Below are 17,190 nucleotides of genomic sequence, written 5' to 3'. Positions count from 1 at the left end.
TAAAACTTCATCTTAGCGTTTAAGATGCCGAGTTTAAAACTTTCTCGATGCGGTCGCAGGCCGCGGCGGTCCCGTCTTCCATGACGACGACGGCGGCTAGCTCACGCGCTTTTGTCCGATAAGACGCGTCGTCGAGTATCCGGTCGATAGCTATTGCGGCTGTGTCCGCGTTGTAATTGCCCCGCCGAACGATCTCGGCGACGCCGGCCCGGCGGCAGCGTGCGGCGTTGTCCGGTTGGTCGTGGCCATAGGGCATTATCAGGTGCGGCACGCCGGCTCTCAAGACCTGTCCCGTCGTACCGACGCCGCCCTGATGGACGACGCAGGCCGCTCGGGGAAATATGCGCGAATACGGCGCGTAGTCAAAACCGACAACGTCATCCGACAAGCCGTCCGGAGGTTCGTTGAAAATGCCGTAAAGCATCACCGCCCGCCGCTTCAGCTTTTTCGCGGCCTTGATGCTCTCATTAAAGAACTCGCCCGGGTCCATTACAGCGGCCGAGCCAAGCGTGAATACGATCGGCGGTTCGCCGGAATTGAGAAAGTCCTCGAGGCCTTCGGGCATCTTGCCGCTATCGGCCTGTCCGTCGTAAAAGCAAAAGCCGGTCTGCAATGTATGCGGCGGCCAATCGGGCTGCGGCTCGCCAAGCACACGCGAGAACATCGCGAGGTGAGCGTCTTGAGAGAACTTGCCCGCAAAGATCGGGTCGTGGTCTTCGCTGAGGCCGAGGCTGCGGCGAAATTTGCGATAGTCGGCGAGCCAAGCATGCGTTTGCCGCTTGGCAAAAGAGAAAACAAGGCGGTGAAATGCGGGCCCGAGAAATCGCAGATTCTCAAACCACGGTGCCGGCGGCGGAACCGGCGGGTCGTAATTTGAAAAGAAAGCGATCGGCGAAAGCGTGGTCGAGACCCACTTTATCTCGGTCGTCTCAACCAGCGACTTGATGGCGTAAGTTATCTCGCCCGAAACGACGAGGTCCGCACCGGCGGTCGCCGCGACCAGGTCGTCGTACATCGCCGGCAGGCTCGGCATTATGATCTCCCGCAGTATGGTCTCCGACCCCGTGTCGTTGTCCATCACGTCCTTTGCCAGCGAGTCGTCGTTCGGGTCAAGGTGCGGTGCCATCGGGTGAAAGCCGAGCCCGATCTGGCCGATCTTTTCGCGGTAAAATTCCATCGCGGCGATGGTAACGTCGTGGCCGCGGCGTTTTAGTTCGATGCCGAGAGCGATCTTCGGGTGAAGGTCGCCGAGCGAGCCGAAAGTTGCGAGGACGATCTTTGCCATAAATGATAAAGACGCGGAAGGGACGTAAATGCGGAACCCGCGCTCAATATTCAACGCGTTGAAACGCCGCGGGACGTCTCACTCGCCTTCACTACCGTCATTGGTTTCCTGCGTGGCAGCGGCCTCGCGTTCGGCTTCGCGCATCTTGTTCCGCTCCTTCACCTGAAAACGGACGCTCAGGAAAAAAGCCACCGATCCGAGCACACCCGAGGCGAACATCCAGTCGCTATTGCCGGCCCAGAAAAAATAAATGGCGGCCGCTGCAAGCAAGACCGCCAAAGCCTGAAATGCCTTTTCCCAGTTCATTCGTCCTTTAACTCTTCTTCAACGATGCGGGCCGCGGTCATCCGCCGCCGTGCCCTTCTCCAAAGGTATCGGAAGATGAGGTAAGCGGGCAAGCAGATGAAGATCAGAAACGGCAGAGCCGCGATGAGGACCGTTACGAGGCCGAGCACGAAGCTGAGAGCAGTATCGAGCCCTGTGTTGATCGAATCCGTAAGCCGCGAGAAAAAGCCCGGGCCGCCTGCGGAGATGACAGCCGGAGTGCGGATGCGCAGCTTGATCGTCGAAAGGCTTGATTGATTTTCGAGAAAACGCTTCCGGCCCTCGATCCTCTCGATCTCGCCGCGGACGACCGCAAGTTGCCGCTGAACGGTCAAGGCGTCATCGACCGTATTGGCACGCTTCATTATCTCGGTGAACTGAGCTTCGAGTGCCTGCTGTGCCTTGAGCCGTGCCTCGATATCGATAAATTCTTCGGTTACGTCTTGTCCCTTTACGGTCTCAACCACGACGCGGCCTGATGCCTTGCGGATCTCCTCTAGCGTTTCGCCAAACTTAGCCGAGGGCACGCGGAGGGTCATCGTAACGGTATCGCGGCGAGAGGAGCGGACATCGGTCGAGCTTTGCTTCGACTCAACTACAAAACCGCCCATCTGCTCGGCGATCGTGGTGATGCGAGTCTGCGCTTCATCGGGCGTCTCGGATTCGAGGTCAAGTTCGGCGTTGCGGATTATCTTGCGGTCGGTCGGGATGGCCGTTTGCTGAGAGCTCGATGTCTGATCGACGGGGATGTTTTCCTGAAGTGGTTGTGTGCCGCCGCCACCGGCTGTCTTTCGTGCCTGATCTGGAGCGCTTGCCGGAGCGGTGTTTGCCGCCGAAGAGTTTTGAAACTCGGATTCGCCGGAAGATGTACCCGGCGACTGCGAAACGGCGGCCTCGTCACCCATTCCACAGGCCGAGAACAAAAGGGAAGCGAGAACAATCGCGGTCAGAGAGAGCTGTTTCATATCTATTCCTCCTCGAGTTCAGACGAACTATGTGAATAGAACGGGCCAGCCTACCCGCCCTTGCGTGCAACGTCGGATAAAGATTCGCCGCGGAAAAAAGCCCGCACACCGCGCCAGAGCTTTTTGATCGCCCGCAAGATCTTTGGAAAGAACCAAAAGAACGCTATAGAAAATACGACAAGAACAACGGCGATGACGACCGGGGCAAAGACGGCAAGGAGAACGCCGCCAATGGCTATGACATCCTCAGTCAGCGAGAGCACGGTATTTGAGACCGGCTCGGGCGAGAGGTTCGCACCCATTCGGGCCGCTGCTTTTGTCCCATGTGAAGCAAAGGCAAAGCCGCCGCCGATTAGCGTTGCGGGAATAACGATTGCAGGGTCCATGTCGGAAACCGCAGCATAGGCGACCACCGCACCCGCCGGCACGCGGATAAAGGTATGGACGACGTCCCAAACGCTATCGACATAAGGGACCTTGTCGGCGAAAAACTCGATGATATACAGCCCGCCGGCAATGCCGATGATCCACCAATTATCGAGCACATCAAGGCCGCCCGGGAGCTTAACGCCGCCCAGCCGCTGCAAAAGCCCAAGCACAGAAACGGTCGCGTAAAGATTTATCCCGCTGGTCCATGCAGATCCGAGAGCGAGTGTTAGTGTCGAGAACCATTCCATAGTGTTTAGTGACGAGTGGTGAGCGACGAGTGACAAGAATCACCGCTCAAACGTTAAACTTATAGCACCAAACGGCGGAAAACGTAACAAAAAAGTTGTCGGATCTGAACGTCTTCCTGCTCGTCACTCGTCACTTCCCACTCCTCACTCCTCCACAGCTTCTTCATCGCCTTCTTTCTTCACTCCGTACTTCTCGAGGCGATACTGAAGCGTTCGGAAGGTGAGGCCGAGGAGCTTGGCGGATTTGGTGATGTTGCCGTCGGTTCGCTCCATCGCCTGTTCGATCAGGCTCCGTTCGACGTCCTCAAAGTTGACGCCTTCGGGCGGGAGTTTGAAATTTGAATCGCCGCCGATCTCTGCCGGGCGGCTTCCGGCCGACATCTCGGGCGGCAGGTCGTCGAGCGTGATGGTGTCGTTCTCAGAGAGCAGGATCGCCCGCTCGATCGCCGATTCAAGCTGGCGGACATTACCGGGGTAATGGTAATCGTTGAGCAACGCCTTTGCCGCGGGTTCGATCTTGATCTCGCGGTCGGTCCCGCGGGTGTGCTTTTTGATGAAAAAATCCATCAGCACCGGGATATCCGAGCGGCGCTCGCGGAGCGGCGGTATTTCGATCGAGAGCACATTGAGCCGATAATAAAGATCTTCGCGGAACCGCTTTTCTTCGGTCATTTTCAGCAGGTCGCGGTTGGTCGCGGCGAGCACGCGGACATCAACCGGGATTTCCTTGACACCACCGACGCGGCGTATCTCCCGCTCCTGCAGCGCACGGAGCAGCTTTGCCTGCAGGGCGATGTCGAGCTCGCCGATCTCATCAAGAAAAAGCGTGCCGCCATCGGCTATCTCAAAAAGGCCCTTCTTCTCGCCGACCGCTCCGGTGAACGAGCCCTTCTCATGGCCGAAGAGTTCCGATTCGAGCAAATTCTCGTTGATTGCGGCGCAGTTTACCGCCTGAAACGTATTGCTCGCCCGGAGGCTGTTAATGTGCATCGCCCGAGCGATAAGCTCCTTGCCGGTACCGCTTTCGCCGCGGATGAGGACGGTCGAATTCGACTTGGCGATCTTGAGGATCAGCTTCTTGATCTTGTCCATCTCCGGCGAGACGGAAACGATCTCAGTATCGAGTGCCGAAAGCTTGTTCAATGCCCGCGAGACGGTGTCGAGCAGCTTGTCGCTGTCGTAGGGCTTCTGGAGATAATCGAACGCACCGAGACGCAGCGCATCGACGGCCGAATCGACCGAACCATGAGCCGTCAGCAAAATGACGATGATCGAGCGGTCAAAATTCGTCAGCTCTTTCAGCAGGTCGAGCCCCGACATTCCGGTCATCTTGAGGTCCGTCAAGACGAGGTCGAAGCGGCGCGACTCGACAAACTTCATTGCCGCCTCGCCGGAACTCGCCGTCGTTACGTCATACCCCTCACCGGAGAGGATCGTCTCAAGAATCTCGCGTTGGTTCTTCTCGTCGTCAACGACGAGGATGGATTTTCTAGCCATAATTTGTGTATGCCACCGAGTGCACAGAGAGTATCAATTAACAGATCTCTGTGGCCTCTGTGGCTAATTTCCGTTGCTCGGTAGCAGAACGACAAACGTCGTTCCTTCACCTTCTTTTGAGTCTACATCTATTCTTCCGTTGTGGGCTTCGATCGCTTTGTGGGCGATCGCTAGGCCGAGTCCGGTGCCCGTTTCTTTGGTCGAAAAATAGGGTTCGAATATCTTTGAGAGGTTTTCGGCCGGGATGCCGTTGCCCGTGTCGGCGACCTCGATGCGGACAAAGCCGGGCTCCGCGTCCGGCTCGATGCGGACCGTCAGGTTGCCGCCGTTTGCCCCCATTGCCTGCACGGCGTTGATGAAAAGATTATTGAAGACCGAGCGGAGCATCTCGGCGTCGGCGGCGATCTGCGGCACATTTTCGTGCTCGATGACGGCGACCTTGATTCCGTTCTCTTCCGCCGTGCCTTCGACGATGCGGAGCGAGTCTTCAATTATCGCCTTGGCATCCACCGGTTTCAGGTCGGCAACCGCCGGCCGCGAATAGCTGAGAAAATCCGTGATCTGCTGGTTTATCCTCGCGACCTCGTCCTTCACCTGCGTGATCAGCTTTTTGAAAGTCCTTTGCCGGTCCTCTTCCTCGGGAGCAAACTTTGAGCGAAGATGATCGAGCGTCAGGTTAATGTAGTTGAGCGGGTTACGTATCTCGTGTGCGATCGCCGAGCCGAGCCGCCCGATAACGGCGCTCTTCTCCGCCTGCTGGAGTTGCTCCTCAAGCACTTTCGATTTCTCGAGCTCCGAGGTCATCTCATTGAAACGCATCGCAAGCCGGCCCATTTCGTCGCCGCGATAATCGTCCGGAACGCGGACGGTTAGGTCGCCATCGGCAACGCGCCTTGCGGCGCCGGAAAGGTTCGCGATCGGCCGCGTGAACCGCCAGACGAGCAGGAACGTGATAAGCGTCGAGATCGACAGCACGCCGAGCATTACTATTAGCGGCTGTGCGGCACGGGCTGCGGCTTCATTGCGGTCATTGCGGAGCAGGACCATTATGTACCAGCGGCCCTGGCTGGTCTCGACCGGGAGAGCGTGCGCTTCGTCGTTGCGGAGCTTGTTTTCGGCCGTCCGGCGGTTCGGAAACCGCTCGAGGTCAGCACCCAGCCGTTCGCCGTTCATCAGCGGCGGAAGGTCCGTCAAGTCGCCGAGCCGTTTGTAGATGACCTCATCGCCCTCGCCACTCTCGGGCAGATATGTGTCGGTCAGGCTGTCGAGGACCTGCCATTGGTTGGTGATAACGAGGATATCGAGTATCCGCTGCCGCGAGTCGTTATCAAGGTATGCCTGGTCGGGTTGGTCGACGAGGTCGCGGATGCGGTCCTGACGGGTCAGGCTCGAGACGCCGAGCTGAAAGCCCGATGTTATCGCCTGGCTTTGCTGGTCGCGGAGCTCGGTGTTCTCCTGCTGCATCAACAAGTTGATGTAATACTGAACTCCAAGCGTGGCTATCAGCATTAGGGCCAGAATGAGCAGCAAACGGCCGCGAAATGTACCAAAAAACCCCATTTAGGTCACCGAGATAAACAAGTGCTTAAAAACCTCTTGCAACAGCGTGGATTGAATGTTATCTTGAAAATCAGTCGATTCGCAAAGTTCCGCTTCACAACAATTGCTCTTCCTTGCGGGACTCGGCTTCCAAACTTAGAAAAGATCATAATCAGCGTTGAGGTAACGGATGAACCTTTTTTCGATCGCTTTCTGCCGCCGTTCCGGAATTATCGTTTTGATGGCCGTTTTTGTGTTTGCCGGTATCTCGGCGGGCCAAACAAAGAAACGGACCGCGGCAAAGCCCGTCCCTAAGAAGGCAACAGCGACCAAAAAGGCTGCCCCGAAAAAAGCTACCTCAACTCGAACAGCCCAAAATAAGCGAACCGCAGCCAAACCCGCGAAGAAAATGACCGCTGCCGAGCGGCGCAAAGAGGCTTCCCGCAAAAAGGCCGAGGAAGCCCGCCGTCAGGCCGCCCTTGCCGAGCAGCGTCGACGGGCAGAGGCCGCGAGGCGTGCCCGCGAACGAGCCCTTGCCTTTGAACGCGGGCTACAGACCGAGACCGCAGCTAACATCGCCCGCGACAACACCCAAGGCGAAGACCTCGGCATCAGACAGGCCGCCGTCAACGCTCTCGGCGATCGTGCCGGAACGATCGTCGTGATGGAGGCAAAGACCGGCCGCGTCGTAACGATGGTCAATCAGGATTGGGCCATCAAGAAAGGCTATAAGCCGTGCTCGACCGTCAAGCTTGTGACCGGCGTCGCTGGGATCAATGAGAACAGGATCACGCCGGATGGGGCCATAAGCGGAGACTCCGGGAGAATGGACCTTGACGATGCTCTTGCCTATTCAAACAATCCATATTTTCAACGCGTCGGCAGCGGGCTCGGCAGCGATAAGCTTATTTATTACGCAAAACAGCTTGGGCTCGGCCAGCCGACCGGCATCAATGCCGAAGGCGAATACGCAGGCAAGCTGCCCTACGGCAACAACAATCCGCGGATCTATTCGCACGCTGATGATTTTGAGGTGACGCCTCTTCAGCTCGCCGTAATGGTGACAACGATCGCCAACGGCGGCAAGCGGGTAACGCCGCAGATCACCCGCGAACGCACTCAGCGAACAAGCCAGCAGGCAAGGCTCAAGGGCACCGCAAGTGTTCCCAACCAAACGCTCTTGGGCGTGATCCCGGGAATGATCGGAGCCGCCGAATACGGCACGGCCCGCCGCGGATTGGACCAGACGCTCGGCGTCGCCGGCAAAACCGGTTCCTGCATTGGGCAGGGCTCGTGGGTCGGACTTTTCGCATCGGTCGCACCGATCGAAGATCCGGATTACGCCGTTGTCGTCATCACCCGCGGACAGGCCGCCCGCGGACGCATTTCGGCAGCGATCGCAAGTCAGATATATAACGCTCTCGGCAACCGCATTCGGCGCGATCCGCAGCGGCTTCTGGCCCTGCAAAATTTCCGCAATCGTCCGGCGCAGGCTCGCGAGGCGATGATAGCGGCTCGGGCCGGTGATGAAGAAAAGGACGGCGACGAGGACGAAGAATTAGCTGATGAGGCCGTCGAGGCCGCTCCGCAGCGGACGAACGTTGCCGGAGCTTCGCAGCAGCGTCCGACGGAAACTCCGCGGGTCACGCGAACAACGCAATCGGCACCGGTATTTAAGCCGGTGGTTATCGAATACGACCGCAGTAACGCCGCCTCAGCTCCGGCACGCCCCGCGGCAAAGCCCGCAGCCCCGGCGGTGAAAAAGACCGATTCCCGGCCGGTCAACGCACCGGCACGCAAACCGGCTTCGCGGCCGACAGCCGCAGCAAAAACGACCCCGGCAACGGCAAAGCCGGCACCAAGAAAGCCCGTCACCACGGCGAAAAGTTCACCCGCAAAGAAACCGGCGGCCAATTCGGCGAAAAAGCCTGTCGCAACTAAGAAGGTCCCTGCTACCAAAAAGCCAGCGGCCAATACAAAGGCCCCGGCAAAGAGCAACGCTAAACCCGCCGCCAAAAAGCCAGCGGCCGCCCCTGCAAAGAAAGCAAGTGCAAAAACTCCGGCAAAGGCCAAGCCAACAGCTAAAAAGCCCGACCCCAAGGCAAAGCCGAGAACCGCCGCCAAGGAAAAGCCGCGTCCGCGCATCGTCCGTAATTAAGGAACGTGTTGATCGGCCGGAGAGAGTTTTTCGCGCTTTCGCTTGACATCATTTCCCGCAATAAATGATTATTATTGGTCACTACTTTTTCAAAGTAGGCGGGGAATCTATTCCCGGTGAGCAGATAAGAGGGCCCTGATTTTTTAGCAACTATTTTTCCGAACGATACATCAGATTTCACGCGAAACCGATTCGATGTTTTCCGGTTTTAGCAGAGTTAGTAACAAGCAGGTCTTGGAGGAAGTTAGACAAATGAAAACGATCATTAGATATGTAGGTATTTCGGCACTTTTGGCGGTATTTATGGCCGCCGGAAGCTCGGCCGTTTCGGCTCAGGACCCGTGTGAAGATTTCGACGGGATGAATGCTCTCTATAACAAGGTTATCGAGAATTACGGCAAGCTTGAAACGCTCAAGGTTTCGGTCGATTCCGGTAAGCAGTACCTCGAGAAGTATGGCAATTGCGAGTCGGCCAAAGCTTTTGTCGATTGGCTAAAACCGTTGATGCCGCAGTGGGAAAAGGACGTTGCTCAATATGAGCTCGACCAGAAGCTGAGCCCGCTTTTCCGTAAATATGATGCAGCCGTAGGCGGACAGAATAAGAATTGGGTCGAGGCCTTTGCCGCTGCAAAGGAAATTCAGGCGATCGCTCCGAGCGACCCGCGTATCCTCAATGTGATCATCCCGCTCGGGCAGGCAGCTCTTTTCGAAGCAGCTCCGCCGAAGAAGAACAACGCGTTCAATTCAGATTCGCTGATGATGGCTGACAAGGCACTCTCGATGCTTCGCAGCGGAACCGCAGCGACAAAGAAGAACAAGGCCGGTCAGGACGCATTCGGTGTGTTCGAATTTGAAGGCACCAAGGAGCAGGTCATTGCCGACCTCACCTATGCAAAAGCCTACGTCAAGTTCTACGGCCAGGGCGACAAGAAAGCCGGTTTGGTTGATTACTTTGAACTGACCCAGATGCCGGTTGGTAAATCGAATCCGGCCGTTTACGGTGCCATCGGCGACTACTACTTTGAAGAGGTGACCAAGCTTGCGGATCAGGTCAAGGAAATGATCGTTGCCCGCAATGCCCTGACGACCGACGAGGAGAAGATCGCCAAGGACACCGAGATCGCGGCAAAGGAAGGCCTTCTTAAGGCTACCGCCGAACGCGGAGTTGATGCCTATGCCCGTGCTTATAAGAACACGAAGGCCGATGCCGCTTCCAAGGCTTACCGCGACGGGCTTTACAACAACGTAAAGACGCTCTACAACGTTCGCTTTGAGAAGGAAACGGGAGTGGACGAGTTCATCGCATCGACGATCCAGAAGCCGATGCCGAACCCGACCTCAGAGGTCACGCCGGTCGTCATCGAATCGCCGACCGCCGCTGATACCTCGACCGATACCGCTTCGGGTAACTAACTTGCCGGAAAGGCTTGAAAAAGCTTTGGACACTATCTAACGATCGGCCGGACGTTCTTTCAAATGAAAGGGCGTCCGGTTTTGTATTTGCTGGGCGACCGCTTAAACTATCTCGTGGCCTCGATTAGCATTGCGGAACTGGAAGACAGGATCGGACATAAATTTGCGGATCCCGCACTGCTACGGCGTGCACTTACGCATAGTTCGGTCGCAACCGAACGTGAAGCCGGCCGCGAGGCCCGCAGCGAACCGCGACGCACGACCGACGATTATGAGACGCTCGAGTTTCTCGGCGATGCAGTGCTCGGCCTGGTGGTAGCCGAGGAGCTTTTCAGGCGGCATCCGCACTCGCACGAGGGAGAGTTGACGCAGATGAAGCACCAGCTTGTAAGCGCGAAAGCATTTGAAGCGATCGCACGCGAGCTCGGGCTTGGGGAGGCCTTATTGCTCGGGACGGCTGAGGAAAAGTCGGGCGGGCGCGATAAATCGACGTTGATCTCGGACGCGTTCGAGGCAGTCGTCGGAGCCGTATTTCTCGATGGCGGGTATCCGGCCGCACGGGATGTGACACTAAAGCTCTTCGGTGAGCGTGTTGCAGCAGCAAGCCCTGCGGACTCGTTAGATTTCAAATCGCTGCTTCAAGAGCGGCTGCAGGGTGCCGGGTTTCCGCTGCCGGAATACCGAACGACAAAAGAGGAGGGCCCGCCGCACGACCGGACGTTTCACGTTCGCGTTAGCTGGAAAGGCGGCTCGGCCGAAGGCGAGGGCCGGAGCAAAAAGGCAGCCGAGATCGCGGCGGCTGAATTGGCACTCGCCGAAACAAAAGATCTTGATGAGAGACAGTAAGCTATGAGCATTGACAAGCCTGAGGTTGCAACGGCCGAGGTTGATGAAAAACAGAAAGAGCAGGCGAAAAAGCCAACCGGCCCGCCGAAGTCGCTCTTTCGCGAGTATTTTGAGTCGCTGACGGTAACGCTCGTAATGGCGCTCTTTGGGATGACCTTCATCCTGCAGGCGGTGACCGTCCCGACCGGGTCGATGCAGAACACCATCCTCGTCGGCGATTATCTGCTCGTCAACAAGTTCATTTTCAACCCCGCGGGTGATCCGCTGCCGTTTCTCCCGATGCGAAATATTGAACGCGGCGACATCATCGTTTTCAAATATCCCGGCAACCGGGCTAAGCCCGAACGCGACCGCTTTCGCGGCTCAAATCCGCCGCTCAAGGCCTATCAGATCAACTACGTAAAACGCGTCATCGGGCTGCCGGGCGAGACGGTCGAATTTCGCAATAATCGTGTTTACATCAACGGCGAGCCGCTGGCCGAAAATCGCGTCATCGGCGATGCTCCGAACAGTATCTCGCAACTTGAGACGCTCGAGTTCGAGGAGAAAGACCCGAACGCGAAGTGGACCGTCTATTACAGCAAGACGACGATGGACGCTGTTCGTGCGGGGCGGCGGCTGCCGACCTCTGGCTATGAATTTGCCGTCGAGGGTAAGACGATGGTCGTCCCGCCTGATAATTTCTTTGTGCTCGGCGATGCACGCGACGACAGCGAGGACAGCCGCGTTTGGGGTTTCGTTCCGCGTGAACTTGTCATCGGCCGGGCAATGTTCGTCTATTGGTCGTGCGACCGCGGAGCTTCGAACGGGAGCATGGTGGGCTGCCTGACGCACCCGCGGCTCGACCGCATAGGTAAGTTCGTCAAGTAATTTTCCCGCATTCACTGATGAGGTTCGATCTTAGCGATGAGGTCTCCGGTGCGGTCCATTTCGACCGCCCGATAGTCGCGCTCGAATCGACCGTGATCGCGCAGGGGCTTCCATACCCGCAAAATATCGAAACTGCACTAAAGCTCGAAAGCATCGTCCGCGAGGCAGGTGCGATACCGGCCACGGTCGCCATCCTCGGCGGGCGGATAAAGGCAGGGCTAACCCGCGAGGAGCTTGAACATCTTGCCAAGTCAGAAAGCGTCCGCAAGGCCTCGATCCGCGACCTTGCGATCGCAATTGCCGGCAAACTCGATTGCGCGACGACGGTCGCAACAACCGCTTTCATCGCCCGCAACGCCGGCATCCGCGTCTTTGCGACCGGCGGCATCGGCGGGGTTCATCGCGGCGGGCTTTCCGACATTTCCGCCGACCTGCCGCAGCTTGCTGCGAATCCGATAATCGTTGTTTGCTCCGGTGCAAAGGCCGTGCTCGACCTTTCAGCGACGCGCGAATGGCTTGAGACGCATGGAGTGCCGGTCATTGGCTGGCGATGCAGCGAATTTCCCGCGTTCTTTTCGCGTTCGAGCGGGCTCGGTGTCGACGTCCGGCTTGAAAAGGCGTCAGACGTGGCAAAGATCGCAGAGGCACGCGGCGAGCTTGGGCTTTCTCAGGCTTTGCTCGTCGTCAATCCCGTGCCGGAGGCGGATGAGTTTCCGCGGGCCGAGGCCGAGCGTTTGATCGCCGACGCGTTGAAAGAGGCGGCAGCGAAACGCATCACCGGCAAGGCCGTGACTCCTTTCCTGCTCACCGAGCTTGCCGCAAAAAGCTCCGGCCGAACGATGCAGGCAAACATCGCCTTGCTTGAATCGAACGCCCGCGTCGCGGCCGAGATCGCCGTCGCTCTTTAACGCGACTCCGTCCTTTCCATTTTTTCTTTCAACGAATCAAGCCGCTTTTGGGCTTCGGCAGATTCGGGGCTTGCCGCGTGTTTTCGGACGACCTCGGCCCACGATTCGCCGTCGTAATGGAACCGCCGCGTTGAAGAATTGAAGACGAAGCGGATGCCGAGCCGGCGGTATCGGTCGAGGCTTACGAAGTTGAGATAGTAGCTGTGGACCGGCGCTCCCGAGGCGGCCATTTCCCGGCGGTCGAGCCGGTTATTGGCATCGCGGCTGAGGCGCGTGGCGGCGTCCTCGAGCAGATCGCCGTAAAGCAAAAGGACAGCGGGGCGGAAGCTCGACGCCGGGTAGAGCTTTAGAAAATGGGTCGCGAGCTCGACCTGCTCAAAGCCGCTTGAGGCCTGAATGAGCGAAACGAAACGTTCCTCATCGGCCGGACGAAATTTACCGAATACCGAATCCGCCTGCAGCCAACCCGCCGCCGGCGGCACCGCCGAGACGCGGAAGAACCGCACGCCATCGGCCTCGGCAACACCGAGTATTTTCACAATGCGGCCGCGGCGCATTCGCTGGACAGCATTGGCGAATAGGCTCGGCTTGTCGCGGAGCACGGAGATCGTCTCATCCATCACGACCGCCGTCTTACCGACCTCGGGCGGTTGCGGAGTGCGTGCACGCGACCGCCTTTGTGCTTCGGCGGTGAAGGTGAATAAACAAAGAAGTAGCAGCAGGAGAGCAGGTTTCATAAGCTTTGCTTCAATATTCGGGCGGCGGCTCCGGCATGGTGAAAATGGCAGATGGCCGTCGCGAGAGCATCGGCGGCATCGTGTGGCTTCGGGACGGTGCGGAGCCCGAGCAATATCCTGACCATCTCGCCGACCTGATGCTTTTCGGCATTGCCGTAGCCGACGACCGTTTGCTTTATCAGCCGCGGGGCATACTCGGCGATCGCCAGCCCACGCTGCTCAGCAAGCAGGAGCACGACGCCGCGGACCTGGCCGAGCTTCATCGCAACGCTGACGTTCGTCGCGTAAAAGGCTTCCTCGATCGAGAGAACATCCGGCGAGTGCTCGTCGATGACCTCCGCGACGCCGGCATAAATGCCCATCAGCCGCTTTGAAAATGCATCACGGCTCTTTGAGCGGACCGTGCCGAAGGCGACCGAAGTGTACTTCGAGCCCGAGCCCTCGACCACGCCCCAGCCGAGAGTTTCGCTTCCCGGATCGATACCTAAAACACGCATATTACTCAAAAATCCTTAGAAAGATAACTGAAAGCCGAGTGCGAGGCAAGAGGGCAGCCAAAATGCAACGCGTTTGTAAATCCTGGGGGCAATCCGTATCATTGCGAATTATACCGAATAGACTGCCTGGAAAGAGATGAACGCCGCCGCCGAACCCGTAAAACCCGTTGATTCCGTAAAAACGCTGCTTGATGATCTGATCGACTACGCCGGGCTTTTTCCGCCCTCGCAGCTTTCGATGCAGGAGGCCGTCGTCAATTATGCGGCCTACCGGAGCGGCGAACTCGGCTGGATGATGGGCCGCTTTGTGGTGCCGACGGCACGGCTTGACGAGTTTCTTGATTCGGCCCGTGATCTTCTTTCGGGCGGCTCGAAGCTTCCCTGGCGGCTGAGCGCGCTTTCAGGCGAGGACATCACGGCGACCATTAAGACCGTCAACGACTTTAACCGCGACAACGAGGGCCGGGCCGTCATCGACACGCTTGAGGTAAAGGCGACGACCGTTTCGAAGATCGAGAATACGGTTGCAATATTGCCCGAGGGGCTGACGGCATTTTTTGAAATAGCGACCGGCGATGAGTTCGTCGATCTTGTCATGTCGCTTGCCGCCCATAAACAGCGGGCAAAGATGCGTACCGGCGGTGTGACGCCGACGGACTTCCCGACATCGCGGGAGATAATCCGCTTCGTAAGAAGCTGTATGGCGGCGAATGTGCCTTTCAAGGCGACGGCCGGGCTGCACCATCCGCTCCGGTGCTTTAAGCCGCTGACCTATGCCGCGGACGCGCCCCGCGGTGCGATGCACGGCTTTCTCAATATGCTGCTGATGACGGCATTTGCCCGCGAGAGCTACCGGCCATCGTTGCTCGAGGAGCTGATGGAAGAGGAGTTTGAAGAGGTATTTTCATTTAGCGAAGCCGGCGTCGCCTGGCGAAGCGAATACTTCCTGACGACCGCTCACCTAAAGCTTCTCCGGACCCGCGGGATGATCTCCTTCGGCTCATGCTCATTCGACGAACCGGTAGAAGACCTCCGCGCAATGGGCTTGCTCTAAGACAGTATCTACCGGTCGGGTTTCCGCCTGTGGGAGAGCTGAAGGGGCCGAGAGTACTACGTCGGCGCGGTAGCAGGGTGTGAGTAATGAAGAATATGTACGAGATAAACGAAACACATGACCCGAATCTGAAGAGCTGGGTCGAATCCGCCAACGACCCGAATACGGATTTTCCTATACAGAATTTGCCGTTTTGTAACTTTCGCCACAAAACTTCGGAGTTTGGAAGCCGTATCGGAGTGCGAATAGGCGATCAAATTGTCGATTTGGTCGAATATGCCGGTGCAAATCCCAGCAGCTGGTGGAGCACGGATTTGCAGGAATGGAAGCTTGATGACCCGCGTCGTTTGTCTGCGGGTGCCTCTGCGGAAATTCGACGAGATTTATTGAAGGGACTCGAATCGGGAGCGTCGGAGGATTCGAGAAACAGACTGGAAAACGTATTACTTTCGGCTGATGAAGTCGAGTATTTTCCAACGTTTGCCATCGGTGATTACACTGATTTCTATTGCTCGATCTATCATGCGACGAATGTTGGGTCGATGTTTCGGCCGGACAATCCGCTTTTGCCGAATTACAAATACATCCCGATCGGGTATCACGGGCGGGCTTCGTCGATCGTGATATCAGGAACCGATATCAAGCGGCCGCGGGGCCAGAACCGGAGCGATGCGGAAAAGCCGCCGGTCTTCATCCCGGCGAAAAATCTCGATTACGAGATGGAGCTCGGGTTCTTTGTTGGCAAGGGAAATGAGCTTGGGGAGCCGATCAATATCAGCGAAGCCGAAGAACATATTTTCGGCGTTTGTCTGGTCAATGACTGGTCGGCCCGCGACATACAGGCCTGGGAATATCAGCCGCTCGGGCCATTTCTTTCGAAGAGCTTTGCGACGACCATCTCGCCGTATGTCGTTACAATGGAGGCACTTGCACCGTTTCGCACGCCTGCTTTCGAACGCGATCCCGATGACCCGCAGCCGCTCGAATATCTCAGCGACGAGCGGAATCAGAAGCTCGGCGGGCTAGATATCAACCTCGAGGTTTACATCCAGACCGAAAAGATGCGGAATGAGAACATCGAGCCGCATCTGCTCTCGCGGTCGAACCCGAAAGACCTCTACTGGACGATCGGCCAGATGCTAACGCACCACGCCTCGAATGGCTGCAACCTGCAGACCGGCGATCTGATGGCGACCGGCACCGTCAGCGGGAAAGAAAAAAGCGAACGCGGCTGCCTGCTCGAAATGACCTGGCGCGGAACCGAGCCGATCGATCTGCCCTCGGGCGAACAGCGGCGTTTTCTCGAGGACGGCGACGAAGTGATTATGAAGGGCTACTGCGAACGCGAAGGGTTTCGCCGTATAGGCCTAGGCGAATGCCGCGGACGCATCCTCCCTGCAGATTAAGGCATTTTTACCACAGAGCACGCAGAGAGCACGGAGTTAATATGGCCGGTCCCGCGGAAATGAAGTTCGATTCCTCAGTGGCCTCGGTGAACTCTGTGGCACGAACCGATGTGCATCGCGTTGTTGGGGAATCGAGGGCGAAAGCCTTGGACGATCTCGCGATAGAAGAGCCGCTTGAGATTCGCCTCGGGTTTCATGACGCGAAGCATCGTGCGGTCTCGATCACGATGCGGACGCCGGGCGAAGATGCCGAGCTTGCCGCCGGGTTTCTGTTCACCGAAGGGATCGTCAAAGTCCCCGAACATATCAAAAAGATCCATCATTGCGGAAGGCTCGGAGTTCCAGCTTCAACTGGCAAAATTCCGACCGACGAGCTAACTAAAGCTGGAATTCCAAATTCAAACACGATCCGCGTCGATCTCGCTGAAGGTGCTACGGTCGATATCAAAAAGCTCGAACGGCATTTTTACACGACATCAAGCTGCGGCGTCTGCGGCAAGTCTTCGATCGAGGCACTTCGCACCGAAGCGAAGCCGATCGCCGCGAACTGCCTTCGCGTTTCGGCTGATCTGATCCACTCTTTGCCAAACAAACTCCGCGGATCGCAAAATGTGTTTGACCGCACCGGCGGGCTGCATGCCTCGGCGTTGTTCGATTCTGATGGCAGGCTCGACATCGTCCGCGAAGATGTCGGCCGCCATAACGCACTCGATAAGGTGATCGGCAGAAAGTTTCTTGATGGCGAAGTACCGCTCGGCGAACGCGTCCTGCTCGTCAGCGGCCGTGCGAGTTTCGAGCTTGTTCAGAAAGCACTAGTCGCCGGCATTCCGATCCTCGCCGCGGTCGGTGCGCCCTCGAGCCTCGCGGTCGAACTCGCCCGCGAATACGGAATGACGCTGGCCGGCTTCGTACGCGATGGCCGGTTCAACGTTTATTGCGGCGGCGAACGCATTCCTGCTAATAGCTGATAGCTAACGGCTTACGGCTGTTTTTGCAACAACAGCTTTTAGCTAT

Annotated in this window: 16 protein-coding genes; 8 read left to right on the top strand and 8 right to left on the bottom strand. The window is 57.5% G+C overall.

The window, feature by feature from the left end:
- Positions 1–19 precede the first annotated feature (19 nt).
- From IPM21_03945 to IPM21_03920, 6 genes are all read right to left on the bottom strand, one after another.
- Positions 20–1,285, bottom strand: a complete 1,266-nt coding sequence (locus IPM21_03945; protein MBK9163052.1) for a glycosyltransferase family 1 protein — start codon at positions 1,283–1,285, stop codon at positions 20–22.
- 78 nt (positions 1,286–1,363) lie between these two features.
- Positions 1,364–1,591: a hypothetical protein gene (locus IPM21_03940; GenBank protein MBK9163051.1), complete on the bottom strand. Its 228-nt coding sequence runs from the start codon at positions 1,589–1,591 to the stop codon at positions 1,364–1,366.
- Positions 1,588–2,574 carry a DUF4349 domain-containing protein gene (locus IPM21_03935; protein MBK9163050.1) on the bottom strand — a complete coding sequence of 329 codons (987 nt, stop codon included), beginning with the start codon at positions 2,572–2,574 and terminating at the stop codon, positions 1,588–1,590. Before IPM21_03935 ends, IPM21_03940 begins: the two co-directional genes overlap by 4 nt.
- A gap of 50 nt (positions 2,575–2,624) precedes the next feature.
- Positions 2,625–3,251 (bottom strand): DUF4126 domain-containing protein, encoded by a 627-nt coding sequence (locus tag IPM21_03930; protein ID MBK9163049.1) that lies wholly within the window; start codon positions 3,249–3,251, stop codon positions 2,625–2,627.
- A gap of 144 nt (positions 3,252–3,395) precedes the next feature.
- Complete coding sequence (locus IPM21_03925) at positions 3,396–4,748, bottom strand: sigma-54-dependent Fis family transcriptional regulator (GenBank protein ID MBK9163048.1); 1,353 nt, start codon at positions 4,746–4,748, stop codon at positions 3,396–3,398.
- Between the two features lie 63 nt (positions 4,749–4,811).
- On the bottom strand, positions 4,812–6,308 hold the full coding sequence (locus IPM21_03920) for a HAMP domain-containing protein (GenBank protein ID MBK9163047.1): 1,497 nt from the start codon (positions 6,306–6,308) through the stop codon (positions 4,812–4,814).
- A gap of 169 nt (positions 6,309–6,477) precedes the next feature.
- Here IPM21_03920 and IPM21_03915 point away from each other — a divergent pair, with 169 nt between their 5' ends.
- The 5 genes from IPM21_03915 (at position 6,478) to IPM21_03895 (ending at position 12,482) form a co-directional block, all read left to right on the top strand.
- Positions 6,478–8,445, top strand: a complete 1,968-nt coding sequence (locus tag IPM21_03915; protein MBK9163046.1) for a hypothetical protein — start codon at positions 6,478–6,480, stop codon at positions 8,443–8,445.
- 252 nt (positions 8,446–8,697) lie between these two features.
- Entirely contained in the window at positions 8,698–9,858 is a 1,161-nt protein-coding gene (locus tag IPM21_03910) for a hypothetical protein (GenBank protein MBK9163045.1), read from the top strand.
- 63 nt (positions 9,859–9,921) lie between these two features.
- Positions 9,922–10,704 (top strand): ribonuclease III, encoded by a 783-nt coding sequence (gene rnc, locus IPM21_03905; protein ID MBK9163044.1) that lies wholly within the window; start codon positions 9,922–9,924, stop codon positions 10,702–10,704.
- Positions 10,705–10,707: 3 nt separating this feature from the next.
- Entirely contained in the window at positions 10,708–11,574 is an 867-nt protein-coding gene (gene lepB, locus IPM21_03900) for a signal peptidase I (GenBank protein MBK9163043.1), read from the top strand.
- Positions 11,575–11,588: 14 nt separating this feature from the next.
- Positions 11,589–12,482, top strand: a complete 894-nt coding sequence (locus tag IPM21_03895) for a pseudouridine-5'-phosphate glycosidase (GenBank protein ID MBK9163042.1) — start codon at positions 11,589–11,591, stop codon at positions 12,480–12,482.
- On the opposite strand, the gene IPM21_03890 is transcribed toward IPM21_03895, so the two are convergent.
- Complete coding sequence (locus IPM21_03890) at positions 12,479–13,219, bottom strand: hypothetical protein (GenBank protein MBK9163041.1); 741 nt, start codon at positions 13,217–13,219, stop codon at positions 12,479–12,481. The two genes, IPM21_03895 and IPM21_03890, sit on opposite strands and share 4 nt — an antisense overlap.
- Positions 13,216–13,716 (bottom strand): crossover junction endodeoxyribonuclease RuvC, encoded by a 501-nt coding sequence (gene ruvC / locus IPM21_03885; protein ID MBK9163040.1) that lies wholly within the window; start codon positions 13,714–13,716, stop codon positions 13,216–13,218. Before ruvC ends, IPM21_03890 begins: the two co-directional genes overlap by 4 nt.
- 136 nt (positions 13,717–13,852) lie before the next feature.
- Between ruvC and IPM21_03880 the strand changes: the two genes are divergently transcribed.
- The 3 genes from IPM21_03880 to fdhD all read left to right on the top strand — a co-directional run bounded on the left by IPM21_03880 (position 13,853) and on the right by fdhD (position 17,144).
- Entirely contained in the window at positions 13,853–14,770 is a 918-nt protein-coding gene (locus tag IPM21_03880; GenBank protein ID MBK9163039.1) for a hypothetical protein, read from the top strand.
- Between the two features lie 95 nt (positions 14,771–14,865).
- Positions 14,866–16,176, top strand: coding sequence for a fumarylacetoacetase (gene fahA / locus IPM21_03875; protein MBK9163038.1), 1,311 nt, complete (start codon positions 14,866–14,868; stop codon positions 16,174–16,176).
- Positions 16,177–16,235: 59 nt separating this feature from the next.
- Complete coding sequence (fdhD, locus tag IPM21_03870) at positions 16,236–17,144, top strand: formate dehydrogenase accessory sulfurtransferase FdhD (protein MBK9163037.1); 909 nt, start codon at positions 16,236–16,238, stop codon at positions 17,142–17,144.
- Positions 17,145–17,190 lie beyond the last annotated feature (46 nt).

It is taken from the genome of Acidobacteriota bacterium (assembly GCA_016716435.1).
In the GTDB taxonomy this organism is placed as follows: Bacteria; Acidobacteriota; Blastocatellia; order Pyrinomonadales; family Pyrinomonadaceae; genus OLB17.
The sequence above is the reverse complement of the archived record's forward strand: the minus strand, read 5'-3'. Positions and strand labels throughout refer to the sequence as shown.

Excerpts from the sequence above, each read along its gene's own strand:
- rnc (MBK9163044.1), top strand. The coding sequence starts at position 9,922 with ATGAAAGGGCGTCCGGTTTTGTATTTGCTGGGCGACCGCTTAAACTAT.
- IPM21_03935 (MBK9163050.1), bottom strand. The coding sequence starts at position 2,574 with ATGAAACAGCTCTCTCTGACCGCGATTGTTCTCGCTTCCCTTTTGTTC.
- IPM21_03930 (MBK9163049.1), bottom strand. The coding sequence starts at position 3,251 with ATGGAATGGTTCTCGACACTAACACTCGCTCTCGGATCTGCATGGACC.
- IPM21_03940 (MBK9163051.1), bottom strand. The coding sequence starts at position 1,591 with ATGAACTGGGAAAAGGCATTTCAGGCTTTGGCGGTCTTGCTTGCAGCG.
- fdhD (MBK9163037.1), top strand. The coding sequence starts at position 16,236 with ATGAAGTTCGATTCCTCAGTGGCCTCGGTGAACTCTGTGGCACGAACC.
- IPM21_03945 (MBK9163052.1), bottom strand. The coding sequence starts at position 1,285 with ATGGCAAAGATCGTCCTCGCAACTTTCGGCTCGCTCGGCGACCTTCAC.
- IPM21_03890 (MBK9163041.1), bottom strand. The coding sequence starts at position 13,219 with ATGAAACCTGCTCTCCTGCTGCTACTTCTTTGTTTATTCACCTTCACC.
- fahA (MBK9163038.1), top strand. The coding sequence starts at position 14,866 with ATGTACGAGATAAACGAAACACATGACCCGAATCTGAAGAGCTGGGTC.
- IPM21_03925 (MBK9163048.1), bottom strand. The coding sequence starts at position 4,748 with ATGGCTAGAAAATCCATCCTCGTCGTTGACGACGAGAAGAACCAACGC.
- ruvC (MBK9163040.1), bottom strand. The coding sequence starts at position 13,716 with ATGCGTGTTTTAGGTATCGATCCGGGAAGCGAAACTCTCGGCTGGGGC.
- IPM21_03880 (MBK9163039.1), top strand. The coding sequence starts at position 13,853 with ATGAACGCCGCCGCCGAACCCGTAAAACCCGTTGATTCCGTAAAAACG.
- IPM21_03920 (MBK9163047.1), bottom strand. The coding sequence starts at position 6,308 with ATGGGGTTTTTTGGTACATTTCGCGGCCGTTTGCTGCTCATTCTGGCC.
- IPM21_03915 (MBK9163046.1), top strand. The coding sequence starts at position 6,478 with ATGAACCTTTTTTCGATCGCTTTCTGCCGCCGTTCCGGAATTATCGTT.
- IPM21_03910 (MBK9163045.1), top strand. The coding sequence starts at position 8,698 with ATGAAAACGATCATTAGATATGTAGGTATTTCGGCACTTTTGGCGGTA.
- lepB (MBK9163043.1), top strand. The coding sequence starts at position 10,708 with ATGAGCATTGACAAGCCTGAGGTTGCAACGGCCGAGGTTGATGAAAAA.